Origin of the sequence: Dyadobacter sp. CECT 9275 (genome assembly GCF_907164905.1) — a bacterium.
Taxonomy (GTDB): domain Bacteria; phylum Bacteroidota; class Bacteroidia; order Cytophagales; family Spirosomataceae; genus Dyadobacter; species Dyadobacter helix.
The window spans coordinates 272131-293325 of the sequence record NZ_CAJRAF010000002.1 but is presented as its reverse complement, the minus strand read 5'-3'; the positions used below and the strand labels follow the sequence as shown (position 1 = coordinate 293325).

Annotated in this window: 22 protein-coding genes; 7 read left to right on the top strand and 15 right to left on the bottom strand. The window is 44.8% G+C overall.

From position 1 onward, the window contains the following. Positions 1-183 precede the first annotated feature (183 nt). Positions 184-1629: an aminotransferase-like domain-containing protein gene (locus KOE27_RS09350; RefSeq protein ID WP_215238627.1), complete on the bottom strand. Its 1446-nt coding sequence runs from the start codon at positions 1627-1629 to the stop codon at positions 184-186. Positions 1630-1733: 104 nt separating this feature from the next. Between KOE27_RS09350 and KOE27_RS09345 the strand changes: the two genes are divergently transcribed. The 3 genes from KOE27_RS09345 to KOE27_RS09335 all read left to right on the top strand — a co-directional run bounded on the left by KOE27_RS09345 (position 1734) and on the right by KOE27_RS09335 (position 3607). Next, complete coding sequence (locus KOE27_RS09345) at positions 1734-2654, top strand: DMT family transporter (protein ID WP_215238626.1); 921 nt, start codon at positions 1734-1736, stop codon at positions 2652-2654. 123 nt (positions 2655-2777) lie between these two features. Next, the gene (locus KOE27_RS09340) at positions 2778-3002 is read left to right on the top strand and encodes a DUF2798 domain-containing protein (RefSeq protein ID WP_215238625.1); all 225 of its coding nucleotides are present in this window, start codon (positions 2778-2780) and stop codon (positions 3000-3002) included. A gap of 35 nt (positions 3003-3037) precedes the next feature. Beyond that, a complete protein-coding gene (locus KOE27_RS09335; protein WP_215238624.1) occupies positions 3038-3607 on the top strand; it encodes a Crp/Fnr family transcriptional regulator in 570 nt (189 codons plus the stop codon). A 155-nt stretch (positions 3608-3762) separates the two neighbouring features. Here KOE27_RS09335 and KOE27_RS09330 read toward each other — a convergent pair whose 3' ends face one another. From KOE27_RS09330 to KOE27_RS09280, 11 genes are all read right to left on the bottom strand, one after another. After that, the gene (locus tag KOE27_RS09330) at positions 3763-4059 is read right to left on the bottom strand and encodes a hypothetical protein (RefSeq protein ID WP_215238623.1); all 297 of its coding nucleotides are present in this window, start codon (positions 4057-4059) and stop codon (positions 3763-3765) included. 3 nt (positions 4060-4062) lie between these two features. After that, positions 4063-4827 (bottom strand): ParA family protein, encoded by a 765-nt coding sequence (locus KOE27_RS09325; protein WP_215238622.1) that lies wholly within the window; start codon positions 4825-4827, stop codon positions 4063-4065. 290 nt (positions 4828-5117) lie between these two features. Continuing rightward, positions 5118-6371: an MFS transporter gene (locus KOE27_RS09320; RefSeq protein WP_215238621.1), complete on the bottom strand. Its 1254-nt coding sequence runs from the start codon at positions 6369-6371 to the stop codon at positions 5118-5120. 84 nt (positions 6372-6455) lie between these two features. Further along, positions 6456-7043 carry a TetR/AcrR family transcriptional regulator gene (locus tag KOE27_RS09315; protein ID WP_215238620.1) on the bottom strand — a complete coding sequence of 196 codons (588 nt, stop codon included), beginning with the start codon at positions 7041-7043 and terminating at the stop codon, positions 6456-6458. Between the two features lie 84 nt (positions 7044-7127). Further along, positions 7128-7574 (bottom strand): DinB family protein, encoded by a 447-nt coding sequence (locus KOE27_RS09310; RefSeq protein ID WP_215238619.1) that lies wholly within the window; start codon positions 7572-7574, stop codon positions 7128-7130. Beyond that, positions 7565-9055 (bottom strand): HsdM family class I SAM-dependent methyltransferase, encoded by a 1491-nt coding sequence (locus KOE27_RS09305; protein ID WP_215238618.1) that lies wholly within the window; start codon positions 9053-9055, stop codon positions 7565-7567. The genes KOE27_RS09310 and KOE27_RS09305 overlap by 10 nt, the downstream gene beginning before the upstream one ends. 184 nt (positions 9056-9239) lie before the next feature. Continuing rightward, on the bottom strand, positions 9240-9857 hold the full coding sequence (locus tag KOE27_RS09300) for a hypothetical protein (protein WP_229252719.1): 618 nt from the start codon (positions 9855-9857) through the stop codon (positions 9240-9242). A gap of 26 nt (positions 9858-9883) precedes the next feature. Next, positions 9884-10384 carry a hypothetical protein gene (locus KOE27_RS09295; protein WP_215238616.1) on the bottom strand — a complete coding sequence of 167 codons (501 nt, stop codon included), beginning with the start codon at positions 10382-10384 and terminating at the stop codon, positions 9884-9886. Between the two features lie 84 nt (positions 10385-10468). Then, positions 10469-11473: a hypothetical protein gene (locus KOE27_RS09290; RefSeq protein ID WP_215238615.1), complete on the bottom strand. Its 1005-nt coding sequence runs from the start codon at positions 11471-11473 to the stop codon at positions 10469-10471. 47 nt (positions 11474-11520) lie between these two features. Then, positions 11521-12534: a hypothetical protein gene (locus tag KOE27_RS09285; protein ID WP_215238614.1), complete on the bottom strand. Its 1014-nt coding sequence runs from the start codon at positions 12532-12534 to the stop codon at positions 11521-11523. 15 nt (positions 12535-12549) lie between these two features. After that, the gene (locus KOE27_RS09280) at positions 12550-13236 is read right to left on the bottom strand and encodes a hypothetical protein (protein ID WP_215238613.1); all 687 of its coding nucleotides are present in this window, start codon (positions 13234-13236) and stop codon (positions 12550-12552) included. 225 nt (positions 13237-13461) lie between these two features. On the opposite strand from KOE27_RS09280, the gene KOE27_RS09275 reads away from it, so the two are divergent. Then, complete coding sequence (locus KOE27_RS09275; protein WP_215238612.1) at positions 13462-14382, top strand: sugar phosphate isomerase/epimerase family protein; 921 nt, start codon at positions 13462-13464, stop codon at positions 14380-14382. Between the two features lie 32 nt (positions 14383-14414). Here KOE27_RS09275 and KOE27_RS09270 read toward each other — a convergent pair whose 3' ends face one another. Next, positions 14415-15419, bottom strand: coding sequence for an alpha/beta fold hydrolase (locus KOE27_RS09270; RefSeq protein ID WP_215238611.1), 1005 nt, complete (start codon positions 15417-15419; stop codon positions 14415-14417). Between the two features lie 74 nt (positions 15420-15493). Continuing rightward, positions 15494-16657: an MFS transporter gene (locus KOE27_RS09265; protein ID WP_215238610.1), complete on the bottom strand. Its 1164-nt coding sequence runs from the start codon at positions 16655-16657 to the stop codon at positions 15494-15496. Positions 16658-17020: 363 nt separating this feature from the next. On the opposite strand from KOE27_RS09265, the gene KOE27_RS09260 reads away from it, so the two are divergent. From KOE27_RS09260 to KOE27_RS09250, 3 genes are all read left to right on the top strand, one after another. Further along, the gene (locus tag KOE27_RS09260) at positions 17021-18532 is read left to right on the top strand and encodes a serine hydrolase domain-containing protein (RefSeq protein ID WP_215238609.1); all 1512 of its coding nucleotides are present in this window, start codon (positions 17021-17023) and stop codon (positions 18530-18532) included. A gap of 71 nt (positions 18533-18603) precedes the next feature. Then, positions 18604-19248 carry a hypothetical protein gene (locus KOE27_RS09255; protein WP_215238608.1) on the top strand — a complete coding sequence of 215 codons (645 nt, stop codon included), beginning with the start codon at positions 18604-18606 and terminating at the stop codon, positions 19246-19248. 167 nt (positions 19249-19415) lie between these two features. Continuing rightward, on the top strand, positions 19416-20069 hold the full coding sequence (locus tag KOE27_RS09250; protein ID WP_229252718.1) for a DUF6134 family protein: 654 nt from the start codon (positions 19416-19418) through the stop codon (positions 20067-20069). Here KOE27_RS09250 and KOE27_RS09245 read toward each other — a convergent pair. After that, complete coding sequence (locus KOE27_RS09245; protein ID WP_215238607.1) at positions 20062-21183, bottom strand: efflux RND transporter periplasmic adaptor subunit; 1122 nt, start codon at positions 21181-21183, stop codon at positions 20062-20064. The genes KOE27_RS09250 and KOE27_RS09245 overlap by 8 nt on opposite strands. Positions 21184-21195 lie beyond the last annotated feature (12 nt).

The window sequence follows — 21195 nt, the reverse complement described above, 5'->3', positions numbered from 1 at the left end:
TTCTGAGCTGGTGGCAAATGTAAGACATTAAGGCGTGCAACAGGGTTTCATGTCTTGAAAATCAATGAGTTGCAATATTGTTGCAGGAAAATATGACCGTAAAAAGGTGGTTTTATCCATGGGAAACCGAAGCCCCGGTTTGTGCAAACTGCTGATTGTTAGTGGCGAAGAAGTACGCTGTTCTTATACCGACATCTCTCTGACCAGACGGCCCAGTTTTTTCAGACTGTCATCAATTTTACTGGTAAAAGGAGCGCCAAAGCTGATTCGTGCATAGTTGGAAAAACGGCCGTCAGTACTGAAAATCTGGCCAGGGGCAAAGGTGACTTTTTCTAGAATGGCTTTTTCAAACAATTCGAAAGCATTGACTTTCATGTTCAGTTCTATCCACAAGACATAACCTCCCTGCGGGCGGCTTATTTTGGTGTCTTCCGGGAAATGTTCGGAGATGGCCTGGATATAACGCAGAGACTGGGTATGCAGTGCTTTCCGCAGTTTGCGCGTGTGCAGATCATACCTTCCGGTTTCAAAAAAATTGGCAATAGCAGCTTGGGTGGGTGTTGCAGCTGAAACAGTGTGACTCAGTTTTAAATGAATCACTTTCTCAATGAACCTGCCCGGAATACACCAGCCAACCCGGTAGCCGGGTGCAAGGGTTTTGGAAACCGAAGAGCATAACATCACCAGGCCCTTTTTATCATAACTTTTGCAGGTACGCGGGCGTTTTTTTCCAAAATACATTTCACCATAGATATCATCCTCGATCAACGGAATATTTTTTTCGGCAAGTAACTCCACCAATTGTTTTTTACGTTCATCCGAAAGAAGTGCTCCTGCCGGATTGCAAAAGGTGGGTACAAAAAGGCAAGCTTTAACCGGTTCGGTCTGCAGCACCTGTTCCAGGTATTCCAGGTCGGTACCGTTGGTGGAGTGCACCGGGATCTCGATCACCTTCAGGCCAAGGCTTTTCATGATGGTAAAAATTCCGAAGTAGGCCGGGCTTTCAATGGCAACGGTATCTCCCGGCTCTGTTACCGCCCTGAGGCAGAAAACGAGCGCCTCCATGCATCCCTGTGTGGTGACCACTTCGTCCTCGGTTATATTTCCGTTCCAGTTAAATGCATGTTTAGCAATCTGTTTCCGCAGTTTTACATTGCCTTGTATTTCCTCATACTGTGTACAGCTGGCCATGTCTTGCCGGAGCGCTTCCATCATGGCCTTGTTAAGTTTGGCTTCCGGGATAAGCTCCGCCGAGGGGGAGGCGAGTGAAAGCCTTACAACACCTTCGGCCTTGAGTGTTTTATAAACGATGCTGATCATTTCTTCGACATCGGTTTTCTGGGCGCGGGATACCAGCTTTGGCGTTACCGGCTCCATAGGTGCCTGCCCTTTGCTGAATTTCACAAAATACCCGGATTTTGGCCGGGCCTCTATGTATCCCTTATTTTCAAGTTCGATATAGGCTTTAAAGGCGGTACTCAGACTTACTCCCTGTTCTTTGCTAAGCGCTCGCAGGGAGATCAGCTTATCACCTGCTTTCAGAATACCGGCATGCATTTGTTTTTCGAAACGCTCGGCAATCCGGGAGTAAAGAAATTCATCTTCTGAAATTAATTCGGCGGGCTGCATATGGTAAAACAAATCTGTTATGCTTGTAAAATAAAAAAGTGAATCTGTTTTGATTTTCCGAAAGTTAGGAGTTTTGCATGATCAAAAGCAAATGATGCAGCAATATGGAGTCAAAAACAAAAGCCTATGTGGCACTTGGGATGGTATGTTTGGTATGGGGAACAACCTATCTCGCCGTTCGTATCGGAGTGGCGGGTTTTCCGGCACTGCTGTTTATGTCTGTCCGAAATCTGATAGCGGGTACCTTACTGCTGACTGTGCTTGCTGTTTTGCGAAAGGAGAAAACATGGAGCTGGGATAACATAAAATTACAGATCATTCCAGGGCTCTGTATGATCACTTTTGGAATAGGCATTGTGGGGTGGTCCGTAAAGTACATTCCCAGCGGCCTTGCAGCTTTGATCTGTTCCATGATCCCTATTTTTACCATGATCGTTAATCTTCTTTTTAACAAAGCTGAACGTATTAACTGGCAGATAGCGACAGGAATTATGCTCGGTATGTGTGGTGTGCTTCTGGTTTTCAGAGATAACCTCGCTTTTATCAGCAATACCAATTCCTTACTGGGTATCCTGGTGACCATGGTTTCCTGCCTCTTCTGGGCTTTGGGAGGATTGTATACGCAGAAATTCAAATCTGGCTCGGGCCCTTTTTTTAATGCGGGCGTTCAAATGCTGGCAGGCGGACTGGGCCTGCTGGTATTAAGTGGGTTGAGTGAAGACTGGCGGCAATTGCCTGTGCCCACTACTTCATCGCTGTTCGCACTGCTCTATCTGATCGTTTTTGGATCTATCCTTGCCTTTTGTTCTTATCTCTATGCCATGTCCAGGCTTCCGGCCGGTCTGGTTTCCATCTATGCCTATATCAACCCTCTGGTAGCCATTGTATTGGGTTATATCATTCTGAATGAGAAAATCACCTGGCTCACGATGTTATCTTTTATAATCACAATGAGCGGGGTATACATGGTGAATGTGGGATACAAGCTCAAAAAGGCACAAGCGCTGCGCCTGGCAACTGACTGACACTTGGAGGAGCGTTCGTGTATCGGTCTGCTGAGATATTTTTCTTTTTTTGACTTACATCAAAGTTTTAGGCAGGTGACAGCTGCACCTTTGCAGTATCATTAATTTTTAAAACTTTCAAAAATGAAAAAGAAATATTTTAAGTATGTCAACACGCTGTTTGTTGTTTTACCAATGACCTTGATTATGGCTTTTGTCGGACTGATGCGTAACTATGGTTTTGGCGAAGACTGGTTTCTGAAGTTCCTGAAAGCCTGGAGTGTGATGTTGCCTGTTGCCTATGCCGCAGCTTTTATCATCATACCTAACGCACGGAAGCTGGCAGAAAGAGTCTCGGCAAAACCGTAATTTTGTGGCCGCAGAACAATAGGAGAGTATTCGTTATGAACCAACAATTATCGCATTATATCAACCAGCAGTTGAAGGTCAGTGAGGAGGAGCTGAAAGTTATCCTCTCTTACTTTAAACCGATGAAGCTTAGAAAAAATGAATTTTTGGTTACTTCCGGACAAACCAGCCAGCGGACATTCTTCGTTGGCAAAGGTTGTTTGCGGATATTTTTCATCAATGAAGAAGGGCAGGAGGCTACCCGTTATTTTGCTTTCGAAAACCAGTTCGCTACTGCACTGGTCAGTTTTATTACAGACGAGCCTTCCGAAGAGTTTATACAAGCGGCAGAGCCCACCGAATTGTTATCCATTACTCACACGGATTTCTATCATTTACTTGACGTAATCCCTCCCTGGGAAAAGTTTTACCGGTACTACTTAGAGAAAGCGTATGTCAACAATACCAAAAGGCTGATGTCTCTTCTTACGCTGGATGCAACAGAAAAATACCGACAGCTGTTGGCTGACAATCCGATTATAGTGAGGCGTTTGCCAAACAAACTGGTTGCTTCCTATCTCAATGTTTCGCAGGAAACGCTAAGCAGGTTGAAATCAAAGGTGTAGATGGAGGAAACTTTTATCAAAAAAGGAAGGCAGCCTATACCGGCATGGAAATAGGCTCTCGGATTTGGTTAAGAGCAGACTGAATGGGGAATTCAATAAATGGAACCGGATAAATGCATTCCATTTATTGAATTAAGTTTGCCATAGGGTTGTAATCAGGCATTTTTGGGTTTGCGGCCTACTTTCGGGCGCTGCCGTATTTTGTCAGGTCTCGGCCTGATCTCTTTGTCTTCAAAATATAGCCTTAAAGATTCCAGAATGATATCTTTTTGCGTGAGGCCTTCCCAATAACCATAATCCTTCATATTTTCCATCAGGATAAATTCGCAATCAAACGTTACTTTAGTGGGTGGGCCATCCAATACCTCTGCAGGCGCATTTGTTTCCAACTCATCTTTGGTGTCCACTACCAAGGGAAGAGGCGCAAAATCAAATTTCCTTTCTTTAGCCATTTGTCAGTTGTTAATTCGTTCTAAAATTTCTTTAGTGAGTTTGTAATAGTCTTCCGCCCCATTACTGCTGGGAGCATAGTCAAAAATAGTCATCCCGCTTGCCTGCGCCTCAGAGAGCGCGATGTTATCCCGGATGTATGCCTCCATGAATACGTCGCTCAGTTGTTCGCGTGTTGCGCTGATCAATTCATGACTTATCTTCTTTCTTATTTTTGGATTATACCGTGTTGCAAATACCCCTCCGAGGTTTGTACTCGGGCTTATTTTTTTTATTTCAGCCGAGTAAACAAGGAAATTTCTTAAACCTTCATAGCTCAAAAATTCTGCTTGTAAAGGAACATAATACTGATGGCAGGATACCAGCGCAAGCCTTGTATTTCCGTATAAAGCCGGTGGGCAATCTATCACAACAAAATCATAACGATCCTTTACTTTCTCCAGCGCAATCTTAAGATTAAACGGGAAAATAGGTGCTGATTTGATCGTGTCTTCCCGGTGAATCATTTCCGCAGAGCCCGGGAGTATGTCAATGTCTCCTACTTTCTGTACGATTTCATCAAATTCGTATTCGCCTGTGATAAATGAGCCGCTATCTTTTTTCAGACCTGCATGCGTAATTCCAAAACTTTTGGTTAAACTCGCCTGTGCATCCAGATCAATTACCAGCACGCGTGCGTTGGCAAATTTGGTCAGACCGGCTGCTATATTTTGCGCGGAAGTGGTTTTACCAACACCTCCTTTGTTGTTAACAATACTTAAGATCTTCATGTAAAAGTATTATATGTATAAAAAGTTGATAGTTTATCACATGTCTGATATGTAAATAAACGTAAAATATTTTTATCACTAATCTATTTAAATGAAAAGTGTCAAAAGTTTTTGTTAGGTGTAAAAGTAAGGAACATATAATAATAAATAAAAGTATTTAAATTTAAAATTTGCTGTTTTCTTTTAGCCGGTTGATAGTTAATACTTTAGGTTCTAAAATAAAAAGCGGGCTCCTGAGGAAAGAACCCGCTTTTTGACGATTTAAATACGGTTTATCCGAAAAGGGCAGTTTACACCGAGGCCGCCGAAGGATTGGAAGCCCGTGTCTTTGCATCCACATACCGATGAATCTGATACATCAGCAGAACCGTGACGACGACAGCTCCAACTACTACATTCCCCAGCAATGGATAATTGTCAAGTGAACCTGTGGCGGTTTCCGTTACGATCATTCCTGCGATCAAGGACGCAATTCCTCCTGCAATTTGCTGCACCGAAGCGTTTACACCCATAAATCCACCCCGATCCCGTGGGTCCGGAACAGCTGTCATCAGTGCCGATGCGGAGATCATTCGGCCTGTAATGCCTACAAAAAGTAAAATATTAAGAATGATGATAATCCATAAAGGCGTAATGCCGAGGTTACAGTATATCAGCGTCATGAGGCAGGTAACCGCTGACCCGGCGATAAACATTTTATATTTACCGATTTTGTCGCTCAGTGATCCGATTAACGGACTGAATATCAGCATGCAAATCCCGGTGATCATATAAAGAAGGGGGAGCTTCTCCAGCGGAATTCCGAGATTATGGACACCGTAAGCGCTTCCGAACGGCATAAGCATAAAACCTCCCGTTGCCAGTAGGGTAGTAGCGGCAAACCCTCGCAGATACGCAGGTGTCGCGATAATTGCCCGGAGGTGCTGAAAGGCACTTCCTTCCTTCTGTATCAGCAGGTGCGCGGTGATCGGCTTCATTTTGAAAAATATAATTATTCCTACAATGGTGCTTAGCCCAACGATCATCTGGAACGGAGAATGCCAGCCCCAGATATTGGCAAGGTACAGCCCTATGGGTATGCCAATCACCTGGCTTAATGCAAACGCCATCTGTACAAATCCCATTACTCTTCCCCGCTTTTCGATCGGGAAAAGATCCGTCACGATGGCATAACTGATGGAGCCGATCACCCCTCCGAAAATGCCCGTAACGATTCGGGCCATCAGTAAAAAGTTGTAATCCGGTGCCAGAGCGCAGAGTAGTGTACCGAACACAAAGCCGGTATAGAAGAAGATCAGCAGTTTTTTACGGTCGAATTTGTCGGCAAATCCGGCAGCAAGTAACCCTGCGGCTCCGGCACTGAATGCATAGGCGGAAACTACCAGCCCAAACTGGACTGTGGAGATGGAAAGCTCTTTGAGCAGAATAGCGCCCAAGGGAGACAGTACCATAAAATCCAGCACTACCGTAAATTGCAGGAAGGCTAAAATGCTGATGATGAAGATCTGGTAACCGGTGAAAGTTTTTTGTGTTTCTGTTGACATATATGAAAGGTTTAATCTTTTAATTTTCGCAGAGTATCTCTATCCTTGTACACTGTCCGACGGCAAAATTATCCCATTCCGTTATCAGGGCTTTAAGGCCTTGATCACCAGTTGCAGTGTCAGGTTAATCTTTTCTTCGTCGAATATAAACGGAGGCCTTCCGGGCATACTGGTTTTGGAAACGTGAAATTTAACCAATTGGTATAACGGCGCAAACGCCACGGACCAATAAATTTCCACAGGTAAAGGGATCAATTCTTTCCGTTGGATGGCATTATGGACAAAGGTGGACATGGCTTCCAGAAACCGCATATCCATCTGAGACCGGTGAACCAGCGGGGAGTTGCGAAGCTGCTCGGTGAACTGCATGCTATACGGATTTTCAAGGCAGTAATTCATCCGGTTGATCCATTGAATTTTAAGGCCTTCATCGAAATGGCTGCCGGGGTCAAAATTTTTTAAGGTGGCTTCAGCCATTTTTTTTGTTTCCTCAGTATACAATTTTTGAATTAAATCTTCCCTGTCTTTGAAATAGATATAGATGGTGGCGGCCGAAACCCCTGCAGCTTTGGCGAGCTTATGCATACTGAGCCCGTCAAAACCCTGCTTTACAATCATTTCGATCGCTTTCTCCCTGATGAGCAATTCCTTATGGATATCTCTTGTTCTCATATTAAACGTAAATATAAATGAACGTTCGTTTATTTATATTTAAAAGATATAAAAATTTTCATATCTCTGCACAGATCGTTCATGTTAGTAGGCAATGATCTGGCGCAGATGGTATTCCATGTGATCGACGTAGTCATCAAAATACCATTTCAATGTATGTTTCTGGCCGTCCCTGCCAATACCTGCGCGGCCAAAGTTTTCGGGAGGAACACGTTTGATGATTGAGATAATATGCAGATTGTAAGCTTTCCAAAAGTTGATTAAATCTTTGGTTTCCAGGTCGTTATAGCCAGTCAGGCTATTCCATTGATCCTGATCGTAAAAGATAACCGGTTCGTTTTCGGACTGTATCCGGATGAATCTTTGATGGTTATTGGTGGCACTGTCGATGAGATGGCCCAGTATCTCTTTTTTACTCCATTTATTGAAAGCCGGTTTGGCAGTTAATTCCTCTTCTGCTATTTCCTGCAGAAGGTCCGGTACCAGTCTTAGCAGAGATGTTAATCTTTCGATGGAAGGTGTCACTGGCATGTTGTCTGAAGGTCTGTTATGACAAAATTTTCAATGATTTTCTTATTGTACCCTTTGTAGCCTCCCTGAAAATCCCTTCCGGCGATGGAAATAAATTCGGCCATACGTTCAGAGTTGAGTTGCGACAGCAAAAACTGATCATCTCCATCGTATTTGATGAAATACCCCGAATAGACCGTGCAGTCGGGATTTTCATATAACACAAAATTGGGGGTATTGTTCATGGGGGAGAAGATTATTTTCTTGCCAAAAGAAGAATCAAGCCCTTGTGCCCGGCCAAAGGCATACCACGCGACGGCGTTTGGTTTGCCGTTATCCCTTTTCTCAAGATGCGGACGAATGCTTATGAAATAGTTGTAAGCATTTGGGAAGGTATTTTTCAGCCGCTCTTCGGGGATAATTTTGTGCTTACCTGTTTCGTCCTTTTCATAAGGGAAAAGGATATATTCTACCACCGGATCAGCGGAAGTCTTTAATTTTGAGCCTTTTACAATGGGTTTTAAAAGCGCTGATTCTATCCTTACTTCTTCCCCCTTTTTGTTGGTAACCACGTGTATGTCATCCAGGTTTTCAATGATCCGGAACAGGTAATATGGATCGGCCAAGGTGGTAATTCCTACGGAAATCCTGCAGACTTCCCCCAGCCTGATACCATCCGTTTTTTCCTGGGTCTTGACAGAAAGTTCCCAGGGCCTTCCGCTTTTAATTTCGTTGAAAGGGATACGGCGCTGCTGATAATGGAAAAGGGAATCACAGGTTTCGAAAGTAAACGTTTCATGCGGTTCAGGGCCAAATGCCGTAATAGCGGCATAGGTTCCGGTATTTCCAAACACACGGACGGTACCATAATTGGTGATGTGCAGCAGATTTTGATTCTGCTCAAAATAGGAGCGAAGCGGTTGTCCGGTTTCCGAATTGAGATAGGAATTGGGTGTTATAAAGGCGCATATGCCGCTGTTAGTCAATAGTTTGGTGGCCAGTTCGAAGAAAGCGATGTAGGCATCGGTCGAGCCGGATTTGCAAAATGAATAGGTTTCCCGGATATATCTGCGTTGGGCTAATGGCAAATGCTGAATGCGGATGTAAGGTGGATTTCCAATAATCACGTCAAAACGGTCGCTTATATCGTTTTGGCGTAGCGCATCCTGAGAATAAAGTTTCCAGGCTACCGTAATACCCAGTGGTACCAGGAGTTTATCCAGGTTCTTTCGGCAAGCTTCAATAGCCAGAGGGTCAATATCCCAGCCATAAATTGTTAACAGATTTTCAGCCACATGCTCTTTATCCGAATCTCTGATAATCCGTTCGGCAATGGGTACCAGAAACCGTCCGTCGCCGCATGCAGGATCAAGGATTTTCATTCCCTGAGGTTGATCCGTTTTTAATTGGGTAATTACCAGTATCTTTTCGACAATGTGACCCGGTGTGTATATCTGGCCCAGTAACTTTTTTTTACTGTAAGTACGTGTATGGGAGGCCATTGTAAAGTAAGCAGTATTTAGTTAACAGTTGGCGGTCCGGGTACATTTGGGATACGGAGCGGTTCGCTGTGGATTAAAAAAGTCAGCGCACTAAGTTTGGGCTTAACCGACTCTGGTATAGCCAGACTTCCGAGCAAAGCCATTCTATCGAGTCTGATTGAGGTTTAAACTTACACATATAACCTCAATCTTTAAAATAGCACTCTTTAAATCCTTTCAAACCCCGGATGTATTCCGTTACGATGGGTGGGGCCATATCCGAAAACAAAACCTCATAGGTATCTTCAAGGAACGTGAAGGATGTGTTGTCGTGGCGTAGGCGGGGGGTACCAGCGCGGTAGAGCCTGCCTGTATTGCCATTGATGAGTGCCTCCTTGTCCACAAAACCCAGCAGGGAGGCTATCGTGCCTTCAATGCCCTGATGGAATGAGATGCAGAAATAATGGGTGGTGCGGGAATTTTTCTTCTGTAATTGTGATGCGGGTATGTTTAAAACATACTTGCCTGATAAAGTGCCGGGACGTCGTTTCATGGACTTGATATCCAGCGAAAAAGTATGGCCTGGCGATGTTATCCGAAAATCCTGGCCCAGGTCCTGTCCGTCCTGTGCGCCAAAAGATAGGGTAGGGCGCGGCAAATGATAGCAGTCGGCAAAGACTACTTCTCCCAGGGTACCGGTAAAACGGAACATCCGGGTTCGCGACAGGTCTACACCGGATTTGTCCCAAATATTGAAAATGTGGTGGTGTAAAAGTGAATGCTCGACGAGCCGACGGGCAAAAAGCTTCTGTTCGTCGTTCACGGAGATTTGTATATACCGGCCCCTATTCAAAATAATTTGCTCCACGCAAACCTGATTGCGAGTAAAGTAAGCACAAACCCGATCAAAATCGCTGAGAACGGGACGTAAGTAAATGATACCAAGTGGATTCTGTCCAGTAGCCACATGATCCCGATGAGGGCGGTAATCAGCGTAAGAAAACCCGAAATTTTGCCAAAACCGGGTATCAGAGAGAAAGGAATCTTACTTTTGATAAGCATAAGAGTGATGGCCATCGAAACAACGGGGAGAAACTGTAAAATTATATTGGCTTGCCAGATACTCTGCCTTTCAAACAGGAAAAGATAGACGTTCAGGGTTACTGCAAACACGCCAGGCAGAGAAATGGCATAAATCAGGACAGCATATATGTAACTCCAGAACCTGACGTCGCGGCTCCCGGTTGCAACAATTCCTACCAGCCAGGCTGCCAGAGGTATCGCAACAAAATAAAGTACCAGTGGCCAGGGATTTTCAGAAATCGATAAGAAAAGCTGCGAAAGTGTCATGCTGCTTGCATTTAAAAAATTCAGTGAAAAGAGTAAAGGGAGAACCGGATTGCTCCGTTCTCCCTTTACTGAAATGTTTCCGGTTTACAATCCTAATAGAAAGCCGATGGTAAAATTTGCGTCCCAGTCAAAAACGAACTGGTTGCATTCGGTGCCGTCTGCAACGGCTTTATAAATATTGACGCCGGCTTTGGACTTGGCATTGGTCAGTTTGGAATATGCCAACGGTGGACTTAGCTGGGTGAACCGCTCCTTGCCCTTGCGTACTTCCTTTGCCATTTCAAAAGGTACTCCGCCGATGATGAAGCAGGTTTTTCTGAGTTCTGCAGGTATTTGTTTGGCCTTTGCACTTACTTCCTCATATACCTTGGAGTCGTCTGTTCCATCCTGGAAATATTTGGCACCAAATGATTCAAGTGCTATGATCTTATCTCCTTCTAGCCATGAAATTTTGGTATTGCCGGATCCGATATCTACCACAAATGCTTTACCCGCATACTTAGTAGGAAGTACTGATTTCAGCGCCAGCTGCCCTTCCTGTTCAGGCGTAACCTGGTTTACCACGTATCCAAGAGACTTGAGTACCTTGGTGATTTTCTGGGTTACCTCAGCCTTTGCAGCTCCTGAGCTCACCACAAAGTGAATGTCCTTACTCCCCACACCATAATCCAGCATGGTACCTATGTACTTTTTCAGCCCTATTCTTACATCTTCTTCGGTGGCCATGTTTTCGGTTACCAAGCTATTTCCGAATTCCGATTTTTCCAGCTTCCAGCGTTTTTCTTTGTCAACCTTTATAACGAAAGAGTTAAATCCGCTGGCTCCAAGTTCAACAACACCCTTCAGCTTACCATCTACGGGCTCTGGCGCACTGTATGCGAAAGTTGCTCCCTGGTTATCCGTAGCCACATCTTCCGTCGAAGATGCGGGGCTTTCGGCCTCCACAGAATCTGCTTCGATGGTCTGAGCCTGTTTTTCTGCCAGTTTGTCGATGGCTTGTTTGCCTCCGAAATACTTGTATCCAACAAATATGGCTCCAATGATGAGGGCCGTAATTAAAAGCCTTCCGGCTACTGTAAGTCTTTTCATTGTGATTATTTAGGCTAAATGAATTGATTGAAATTGAAAACTGAATATTAATCCAGCAGGCCTTTGTATCGCGAGTCTGCCGGAGGGTCAATACTACGGGTTTGCGATTGGGGCGCATCAAGCTGGATAAGCTTAAACTCTCCATGGTTATAAGCTTCCAGCATGGCCTGTCCCTTGTCCGAAAGCAAGCCATTCTGCACGTCCACCGCATTAATAAAGTCAAGTGACAGATCCATAGCACGCTTCATTTCACCCAGTTTCTGGCTCATATCGTCCTGGATATATTCCATTGACTCGTCAAAATAAAACTTTTTGTCAGGATTTCCCTTAAAGATACTTACCGCTGTACGCAGGGCGTTGGAGCTTTCTTTTACAATCCGGTACTCTGCCTCTTTCAGTTTAACCTTAATCTCCGTTTCTTTAATAATATAATCCGCGCTTTTGTTTACTTTTTCCATAAACTCCAGCACCGTTTTAATGTTCCGTTGCAATGGAAAAAGCTTCTCGTTCATTTCCTGCAGCCCCGCACCTTCAATGGTAGCCAGTGAAGCGGTTTCCTTCATGCCTGGCCTGTCGGACATCTGGCTGGCTTTATTCGCCTCAGCAAACTTTTGCTTGATCTGCTCGTTGTTTTCCGTGATTTTTTTATTGAGCTTCACCAGTTGCCCGGCCAGCGTATCTATCTGTCCCTGCATTTTCTCACGTTTTTCTTTCAGGTCGTCGACGTATATTTTCATGATCGCGATCGGATCCAGCTTGATCACCAGTCCGGTGATTTTGCGCATCAGCGTTTTGAAAAGGAAAAAAACGGCTGTTCTAACGTCCTTGCTTGTAAAAAGGAAGATCATCAGGGCCAGCAGGGCCATCAATACTCCCAGATAAAGGGTGTTCTGAGTAACTTCTATGAGGAAACCGGCCAGCTTGTTCCAATAATATAACGCGGCCGCTCCCAGGCCTCCCATGAAAAGTAGTGAAGTAATTCCTTCGGGTTTACTCCAGTAGGATCTTTTTGAATTGTCTTCCTGAGAACCGCCGATTTGTGAAAAATCTGGTGTTGCCATGATTGAGCGAATAGGTTATTTTAAGTAAGAGTTAATTTTAGTAAGGTCTGCCAGGATCTGATCTACCACACTTTTATAGGTAATCTCAAAGTTGTCCCTGTTGGCCGTTATCCTGGCACTTTGTTCCGCTATTTCTCCGGAAATCTGTCCAAGGCGATTGTTATTTTCATCCATTTTTTTCTGAAGATCGGCAATTTGCTGCAAATATGCTTTATTGTTCTCTTCAAGTTTTTTTACTTCGTTATTCAGGGCCCCCACACGCTCGTTGAGCGCCTTTTCTACGTCTTTCAGGAAAGCGGTGCGGTCTTTGTCCAGAACCCCTAGATACTGATCCGCAGAAGTTCTCAACACTGCCGTTTCCGTTACACCACCCATGGCTTTGAAGCTGGCCCATGCCGCCTGAAACTGTTTTTCTTCGCTCAGGTCCAGTCCTTCCATACTTCTTAATGCCTGCTTGTATTCAAAATAATCAGGACCGGGAAGGTTGGATTTTTCAAGAAGTTCTGCAAAATGCTCTGCAAATTTTCTGTCGATCTGCGCTGTTCCGGCCTTGTTAATGATGGTTGGAGCCGGTAGGGAAACGGTTTTCTGTTTCTCATCCGGTTTCGCGGGGGCCGGGCTGGGAGAAGTTTCGGTTTCCGCATTTTCCTTGATAAAGAAACCCAGTATCTTCTTGCCAATACCCTGTTCTGAATCTGCCATGGAAGTTTTTGATTAAGTTCGTTGGTACTTATTTGTAGTGATTACGCATCAATATTACTAAAATTCAAAGGATTAACTGATGTGGTTTAGTTACAAATGGCTGCGGGGATGGATGAAGTCCGGTAAATAATTGATGAAATTTTTAACCCTGTCTTCATATTATTATTTTCACGGATCGTTAAGGAAGCATTCCGCTTGGATACGAAGGTCTATAACTTTAAAAATATGCTCAAATTAGGATTTGTAAGTGCTATACTGGCTGATTTTGGCCTGGAACATGTAATTCAGTTTGCGGGTAACCACGGTTTTTCCTGTATCGAGGTGATGTGCTGGCCGGCAGATAATTCGGATAGTCGCAGGTATGCCGGTGTCAGCCATATTGATGTCCATAATCTTACCGACCGGAAGGTTGCCGAGATTAAATATAACCTCAAGCAAGCGAATATTTCCATCTCGGCGCTGGGGTATTATCCCAATCCGCTGGATCCGGATCCCAATAGATCAGAATTTTTTCTGGAACATATCAAACAGGTGATCCGGGCGGCCGCCAAGCTGGGGATACCTGTGGTTACCACTTTCATTGGCCGTGACCAGTTTAAAAGTATCAAGGAGAATCTGGCCCGTTTTGCAGATACATGGCCGGCGGTTATAAAGGTTGCTGAGGAGTGTAACATCAAAATAGGTATCGAAAACTGCCCGATGTTTTTTACCGAAGATGAATGGCCGGGAGGAAAAAATCTGGCGATCAGCCCTGCCGTCTGGGACCGGATGTTCGAGATTATACCCAGTCCTCTTTTTGGTCTTAATTATGATCCTTCGCACATGATATGGCAGATGATGGACGAAATTAAGCCTATTTATGCCTACAAGGACCGTCTGCATCATATCCACTTGAAGGATGCCAAACTGTACAGGGAAAAGCTGGACAGGGTGGGGATCATGGCAAATCCGCTGGAATATCATTCGCCAAAATTGCCAGGCCTGGGTGATGTGAACTGGCGGGGATTTTTTGCGGCTTTAACCGACGTCAGATACCGCGGACCGGTGGTGATTGAAGTAGAAGACAAAGCTTACGAGGGTAATGTAACAGATGTAACCACTGCTATTCTTACCAGTCGTAATTATCTGAAACAGTTCGTGTTGTAAGTGAGATCGGGCAGTAACTCCTGCCCGGTCTTTTATTTCTCCAGAAATTTTATCAGAGGGGCGATGAATTTCTCAAAGTTCTCGATATGAGGCAGGTGTCCTATATTGTCAAGTTCTGCAAGCTCGCTGTTTTTGATTTTGCTTTGGGTCAGTTTTCCCAAAGCGGGATAGTCTCCCAAAGATGACCGGACCGATTCGGGAGCAAGATTTTTGCCTACCGCACTTCTGTCTCTCTGGCCGATAATCAAAAGAGTAGAGGTTCTTATCTTTTCAAATTCATAACAAACAGGCTGCGTGTAAATCATGTCGTATGTCAGTGCGGAATTCCAGGCAATTCTGGGGTAGTCTTTTTTATTCAGTGTCCATCCGGCAAGCAAATTAACCCATTGGTCGTATTCGGGCTTCCATTTATTGTCGTAGTAACTGGTAAGCTGGTATTTTTTGATGGAGTTGAAATCAGCTTTTAATTCGGTCTGATACCATTTATCGACGCTTTGGAAGGGTACCTTCAGTTTATAATCTTCCAGTCCGATCGGATTTTCAAGAATCAGCCTGGATACCATTTCCGGGTACATCAGCGTAAATCTGGCAGCAACCATTCCTCCCATGGAGTGACCCAGCACAATCACTGATTTCAGATTCAGGTGGTCCAGAATGAGCTTTGTATTGGACGCCAGCAGATGAAAGGAATATTGGTAATGTGCCGGTTTGGAAGATTTTCCGAAACCGATTTGATCCGGTATAACGACCCGGAAACCTAATTTGGAAAGGTATTTTGCGGTCTCTTCCCAGTAGGCTCCATTGAAGTTTTTGCCATGCAGTAAAAAAATGATCCGGTCGTTAGGTGCAGCGGGCTGGACATCCATGTAGGCCATACGGATTTTTTGCCCCTGGGACTGGATATCCAGGTAGGAAACAGGAAACGGATAGGGATAATTTTCCAGGTTGATATCCAGGCGTCGCAATGTGTCTTGTTGTGCCAGCACACCTGACACCATTGAAATCAGGATTCCGGATAAAATGATCAGTCGTTTCATTTGAGCTTATTTATAAATGAAAAAAGGATAGCGGTGAGGCTATCCTTTTACTCCTAAAATCTTTACCAGAAAAATTATTGGATCAACCTGGCTTTGGAGGAAAGTACGGCGGTCATGGATGCCAGTATGCCGACGATCGCAAATGACCAGCGCAGATCAGCAAATTGAGCAACGATACCGATCAGCGGTGGGCCAATCAGGAACCCTATGAAACTGATGGATGAAACTGCTGCAAGTGCCATACCGGCCGACATGGTGGTAGATCGTCCCGCAGCACTGTACACCAATGGTACCACAGAGGAAACTCCGAAACCAACCAGTAAGAAACCGAATGTTGCACTAACCAGGTACGGAAAGAAAACTGCTATGGCCAGTCCTGTTGCCATTAATACCCCGCTCAGTTGCAGCATTTTTCTTCTTCCGATGCGGTTGGCAAGCCAGTCACCGGTGAAACGCCCGCCGGTCATAGTAGCCATAAACGCTACATAACCAAGGGTGGTCATGTTGGATGGAACGTGAACTGCCTCCTGAAAATACACACCGCTCCAGTCGAACATGGCACCTTCACAAACCATAGCACAAAAGCCGATAAGTCCAAGGGTAAGCAGGTCACGGTCGGGTTTTACGAACATCGGTTGTTCCTCTCCCTCGCTTTTACTGGAATCGGGCATGGTGTGTTTGTAGGCCATTGTAATAACGGCCAATGCAGCAATTGCTATGAAAATGAAGTGAATTTGCGGCGGAATGCTGATAGAGATGAACAAGGAACCGATCATCGCACTCACAAAACCAGCAAGACTCCACAATCCGTGGAAGGAAGCCATGATCGACTTTCCATAAACCTGTTCAACGGCAACAGCCTGGGTGTTGACTGCAATGTTTGTGAGGTTACCCCAAAGCCCGAATGCAAAGAGTACGATCACAAGTTGTTCGGTGCGGCTTACAAAGCCGATGCAGGTGAGGGTGATAGCATACAGTACCGCTCCGATCAGCACCATTTTTCTGCTTCCGTAATGGGTTACCATCCAGCCGGAAATAGGTAAGCTGGCCATTAAACCCAACGGGAGAGCCAGTAATACAGTACCCAGTCCGCCTTCGGTAAGGTGAAGCATATTTTTAATGTCAGGTATCCGACTAGCCCAGGCCGCAAAGCTCAGTCCTTGTACAAAGAAGAAAGCGGCCACCGCCATGCGGAGGAACTTTCTGGATTGAGATGGGGCTAAAATTGAGTAATTCATAGGAGTGGAAATTTATGTCCGGGAGTTAATCCAAACTTGTGATTCATATTTTATTTTTATGACTATTTTAATAATCGAGTTTGTCGCGTGTTTTACTTTTTGCACTCTTCTTTTTCTTATATCTTAATCTGATGCAAAATTAACGCTTTTTGAAATCAAATAATTTCATTTCGTTGTACTTTTTAAATAATATTAAAATGTACTTGTTGTACAAAATGAAGAAATGTTATTTTTTGTAGAATGGTTTAGATCAGATTTTCGGGTACTCTTCCTATACTTTTGGAAAATGGTCAAATATCCTGCGGCCAAGCGGCCAAGTCCTTTGCTTTTATTATCTTCACACACACAATTTTCTCGCTCCTTATGAAATACTGTTTCTTCACACTGCTTGTTTTCCTCGCACTTCGGGCTCCTGCGCAGCATACTCTCTCTGGCTCGGAACGGAATAAAAGGATAATGGCAGCTATGCCGGTCATCGAAAAGCTTTACAACGAGTATGCGGTAAAAAATCATTTTCCAGGCCTGGCTTATGGTATCGTGGTGGACGGCGTGCTGTTGTATTCGGGTGGTTATGGTTATTCCGAATTGAAAACGGCAGTGCCGGCAACGGGTAAAAGCCTTTTCAGGATAGCATCGATGTCCAAAAGCGTGACGGCCATGGGGATTCTGGCGCTTAGAAATGAAGGAAAACTGAAACTGGATGATCCGGCTTACCTCTACATACCTGAGCTTAAAGATATGCCCGGCATTACCATGGATGCACCTGCCATTACCATCCGGCATTTGCTGACCCATGCTGCCGGTTTTCCGGAAGATAATCCCTGGGGTGACCGTCAGCTGGATTCTCATGACGACGAACTGATTGCACTGATCAAAAAGGGTATATCGTTTTCCAATGCCCCCGGTACAACTTATGAATACAGTAACCTTGGGTTTGCGCTCTTGGGCAGGATCATTACCCAGCTTTCGGGCAGGCCTTATCAGGACTATATCAATGAGAAAATATTTAAGCCGCTTGGCATGACACATACCATCTGGGAGTACAGCAAAGCACCTGTTTCGATGCTTGCGCATGGTTACCGGTTTGAGGACGAGGTATGGAAGGAAGAGGAACTGTTGCATGACGGAACCTATGGAGCGATGGGGGGGCTGATCACGTCCATCGAAGATTATAGTAAGTATGTAGCATTTCATCTGTCTGTATGGCCTCCAAGTTCTGACGCGGAAAAGGGCCCAGTTAAAAGGGCAGACGTACGGGAAATGCAGCATCCATGGAATTTCAATACGCTTAATCTGAACTATAAATTTCCCGATGGCCGGGTATGTCCCATGGTATCAGCTTACGGATATGGTTTAAGATGGAGCAAGGACTGCCGCGACAGGGTCTCTATTGGACATACCGGCGGATTGCCCGGTTTCGGAAGCCAGTGGCAGATATTACCCGAATACGGGATCGGGGTGATTGCCCATGCCAATCGTACCTATGCGGGTATGGCTTCTATTAATAATATGGTACTGGATACACTTATAGCAATGGCCGGGCTCGAACCAAGGCCTGTGGCAGTTTCCACAGTCCTAAATCAGCGCAAAAATGAATTGGTGAAATTACTGCCAACCTGGCGTGGGGCAGAGAACAGCGGAATATTTGCAGAAAACTTTTTCCCGGATAAATCATTGCAGCACAGGAAGAATGTGACGGATAAGATTTTTGCATCCATTGGTGAGATCGTCGATGTTTCCGAAATGACGGCGGAAAACAATCTGCGGGGTACCTTTTTGATGACGGGCAAAATGGGGAAAATGGAGGTCTATTTCACGCTCTCTCCTGAGAATCCGGCTTTGATACAGCAACTGGATTTTTATCAGGTCAAATAATTTAAAAAATAATAGCAACAATAGGGGGGATACGTTTTTGAATTGTCAGAGCACCAAAAAACTCAGATATCATGAAAACTAAATTATCCAAACTCATTTTAGGCTGCGGCCTTTTGATGGCATTTACATCTTACGGACAGGAGAACCAAACCTTGTTTGTGAATAAAGGAATACAGCATTCCGGCGGTTATGCCGCCATATCCAATAAGTTTACAACCATTAACGGCGAGTTTGCCAACATGCCCGGCATCTACGGAGGCTGGTTTATCAACCGCAAATTTATGCTGGGAATTGGGGCGGCTGCCACCACCAACTACATTCCGGTACCCGATCAGGCAATTAATTTCCCGGAAGCTAAGATGACCTACCAGTACGGACAGTTTGGTTTGATGACCGAATACGTGATTGCCTCTACCAAAAAGGTACATTTTACTGTGAATCTGCTCACAGGTTCAGGATTTACAATGCAGTACGACCGCCGTGATGTTGAACACTGGGACGATTGGGATCATTTTGACTGGGATGACCAGGAGGATCCTAAGTTTTTCTTCCTGATGGAACCCGGAGCACAGGTGGAGTTTAATCTTTTTAAATGGATGAGGTTTAGCCCTGGTGTATCGTATCGACGGGCATTTGGTGCAAAAGGTAACGGTTTGTCTGACGCAGATCTCAGCAATATTTCGTACAATGTTACCCTCAAATTTGGGGCGTTCTGACATACAAAGTTGATTTTCAACCGGCGTTAGCTGCCTCTTTGGCTTTTTTTAACCGATAGATAAAAAACAATCCCGTTGGATTTTCTGAGTCTGATAAATATTGAAAGGGAATTCATAACTTCATGGGAACAATAATTGCAGTATAGCAACTGTTGATTATTGTTGTTATGAAAAAATCACGGGACATGAAGTCTGACTTGAGGCAGTTAAGCCGGTTTACTTTTGCTTTATGGGTTGGAATGACAGCCACGATCCATTGTGGATTTGCCCAGACCGATGTTTACAACGTCAGTGTGGCTGGAAAAACTGTTGGTTCCTTAAGGGTATACAGGATACAGCCTAAAAATGATATCCGGGTTCAGCGTGTTGAGTCCGAATTTAAGTTTCTGTTCCACTCAGGAAAATTCAGCAGTCAGAGCTCGTTTGAGGGAGGGAAGCTGGTTTCATCGGTATCCACCCATTATGTCAACGGGGATTTAAAGGAAAAAACGCGTACAGATATCAAGGCGGGTCATGTTTATGAAGTATTGTTTTCGGAAAAGAAAGATCATGTAACGCAAACGAAAAGGCTTAATTATCCAATCCACAACACCGTTTCTACACTTTTTTATCAGGAACCCGGAGAGATGAGGGAGGTATATTCTGAGCGTTTCGGACAAATGTGCAGCGTTAAAAAGTTATCGGAGCAACGTTATCAGGTTACGCTTCCTGACGGTAAACAGAACCTTTATTCTTACCGCAGTGGCCGTTGCACCGAAGTTGAAGCCGATCTGGCCGGCTTCAAGCTACGAATCGTGCTGAACGAAAACCGGGCTAATTAGCCTGTGCTTTTATTTTTACATTAGAACCGTCGCGGATTTCCTCAGCAGATGTTTTAACGATAACGTCCCCTTCCTGTACATCGCCATAAATTTCAGTTTGCTCTTCAGTACTCCGCCCTGTTTTTACTGGTACCCACTGTGCTTTTCCGTTCACTATCTTGATAATAAAAACGCCTTTGGTAGAATTCAGTACGGCTTTTCGAGGTACTGCAATCTTATCAGTCCCATTGTCAAGTGAAATGGAAACTTCGGCAATCATGCCGGGTAGTAATTTTTTATCGGTATTGGAAATATCCATTTCCGTGCGCTGAGAGCGTAAACGGTTGTCAAGCGCCCCGGAGAGCCTGGATACGCTGGCACTGAATTTCTGGTCGGGATATGACTTCACGGAGAAACTTACCTGGCTTTTATTTTTGAGATACCCGGTATATGCCTCGGGTACACTTACCACCAGACGCAGTTTTTTTTGTTCAACCAAAGTAAAAAGTGGAAGTTCGGAGCCTTTGCCGGAAGGGCCAACGTAGGCACCGGTACTTACATTTCGGGCACTGATGGTCCCGCTGAAAGGAGCTCTTATTTCCAGATAGTTCTTGTTGTCGGATACTTCTTTCCGGGCAGATTTCGCCGCTTCGAGCATGGAAAGGTCAGACTGCTGCTTGGCATAAGCCATATCCAGATCGTTCTGAGATACGGTCCCCGGTGTTTTACTCGTTTCGAGTAACCTCTCGTAATTGGCTTTACTGGCGAGGAAAACAGCCTCCTGAGATTTCAGACGTGATTCAGTACCGGCAAGCTGGGCATTCAGCTCGGGAGCTTCCATCGAGGCCAGCAGTTGGCCCTGGCTTACTTCCGAACCTACGTCGACATAAAGTTTCCGTACAAAACTATTGACTTTGGCGTACAGGTCCACCTGTTGAAAAGCAACCAGCTCGCCAGGAATCTTCAGTTCGGAAGTCATTTCTCCCTTTTTAAGGGTATAGGTCTCCAGTTCCATAACGGAGGCTTCCGGTTTTTTCTTTTCCTCCTCCTCGGCCTTGCTGGACCCGCAATTTTGCAGCGTAACACTGACCGTGATGACCAGGCCTACAAATCCTATTGTTTTTATAATGTTCATCTTTAAGGTATT

What these genes read in the sequence shown, in the direction of transcription:
- KOE27_RS09310 (WP_215238619.1), bottom strand. Translation starts at nt 7,574, where the DNA reads ATGCCAGTGACACCTTCCATCGAAAGATTAACATCTCTGCTAAGACTG.
- KOE27_RS09330 (WP_215238623.1), bottom strand. Translation starts at nt 4,059, where the DNA reads ATGGCTAAAGAAAGGAAATTTGATTTTGCGCCTCTTCCCTTGGTAGTG.
- KOE27_RS09275 (WP_215238612.1), top strand. Translation starts at nt 13,462, where the DNA reads ATGCTCAAATTAGGATTTGTAAGTGCTATACTGGCTGATTTTGGCCTG.
- KOE27_RS09320 (WP_215238621.1), bottom strand. Translation starts at nt 6,371, where the DNA reads ATGTCAACAGAAACACAAAAAACTTTCACCGGTTACCAGATCTTCATC.
- KOE27_RS09250 (WP_229252718.1), top strand. Translation starts at nt 19,416, where the DNA reads ATGAAAAAATCACGGGACATGAAGTCTGACTTGAGGCAGTTAAGCCGG.
- KOE27_RS09270 (WP_215238611.1), bottom strand. Translation starts at nt 15,419, where the DNA reads ATGAAACGACTGATCATTTTATCCGGAATCCTGATTTCAATGGTGTCA.
- KOE27_RS09245 (WP_215238607.1), bottom strand. Translation starts at nt 21,183, where the DNA reads ATGAACATTATAAAAACAATAGGATTTGTAGGCCTGGTCATCACGGTC.
- KOE27_RS09290 (WP_215238615.1), bottom strand. Translation starts at nt 11,473, where the DNA reads ATGAAAAGACTTACAGTAGCCGGAAGGCTTTTAATTACGGCCCTCATC.
- KOE27_RS09295 (WP_215238616.1), bottom strand. Translation starts at nt 10,384, where the DNA reads ATGACACTTTCGCAGCTTTTCTTATCGATTTCTGAAAATCCCTGGCCA.
- KOE27_RS09280 (WP_215238613.1), bottom strand. Translation starts at nt 13,236, where the DNA reads ATGGCAGATTCAGAACAGGGTATTGGCAAGAAGATACTGGGTTTCTTT.
- KOE27_RS09340 (WP_215238625.1), top strand. Translation starts at nt 2,778, where the DNA reads ATGAAAAAGAAATATTTTAAGTATGTCAACACGCTGTTTGTTGTTTTA.
- KOE27_RS09335 (WP_215238624.1), top strand. Translation starts at nt 3,038, where the DNA reads ATGAACCAACAATTATCGCATTATATCAACCAGCAGTTGAAGGTCAGT.
- KOE27_RS09325 (WP_215238622.1), bottom strand. Translation starts at nt 4,827, where the DNA reads ATGAAGATCTTAAGTATTGTTAACAACAAAGGAGGTGTTGGTAAAACC.
- KOE27_RS09260 (WP_215238609.1), top strand. Translation starts at nt 17,021, where the DNA reads ATGAAATACTGTTTCTTCACACTGCTTGTTTTCCTCGCACTTCGGGCT.
- KOE27_RS09305 (WP_215238618.1), bottom strand. Translation starts at nt 9,055, where the DNA reads ATGGCCTCCCATACACGTACTTACAGTAAAAAAAAGTTACTGGGCCAG.
- KOE27_RS09350 (WP_215238627.1), bottom strand. Translation starts at nt 1,629, where the DNA reads ATGCAGCCCGCCGAATTAATTTCAGAAGATGAATTTCTTTACTCCCGG.
- KOE27_RS09285 (WP_215238614.1), bottom strand. Translation starts at nt 12,534, where the DNA reads ATGGCAACACCAGATTTTTCACAAATCGGCGGTTCTCAGGAAGACAAT.
- KOE27_RS09345 (WP_215238626.1), top strand. Translation starts at nt 1,734, where the DNA reads ATGGAGTCAAAAACAAAAGCCTATGTGGCACTTGGGATGGTATGTTTG.
- KOE27_RS09315 (WP_215238620.1), bottom strand. Translation starts at nt 7,043, where the DNA reads ATGAGAACAAGAGATATCCATAAGGAATTGCTCATCAGGGAGAAAGCG.
- KOE27_RS09255 (WP_215238608.1), top strand. Translation starts at nt 18,604, where the DNA reads ATGAAAACTAAATTATCCAAACTCATTTTAGGCTGCGGCCTTTTGATG.
- KOE27_RS09265 (WP_215238610.1), bottom strand. Translation starts at nt 16,657, where the DNA reads ATGAATTACTCAATTTTAGCCCCATCTCAATCCAGAAAGTTCCTCCGC.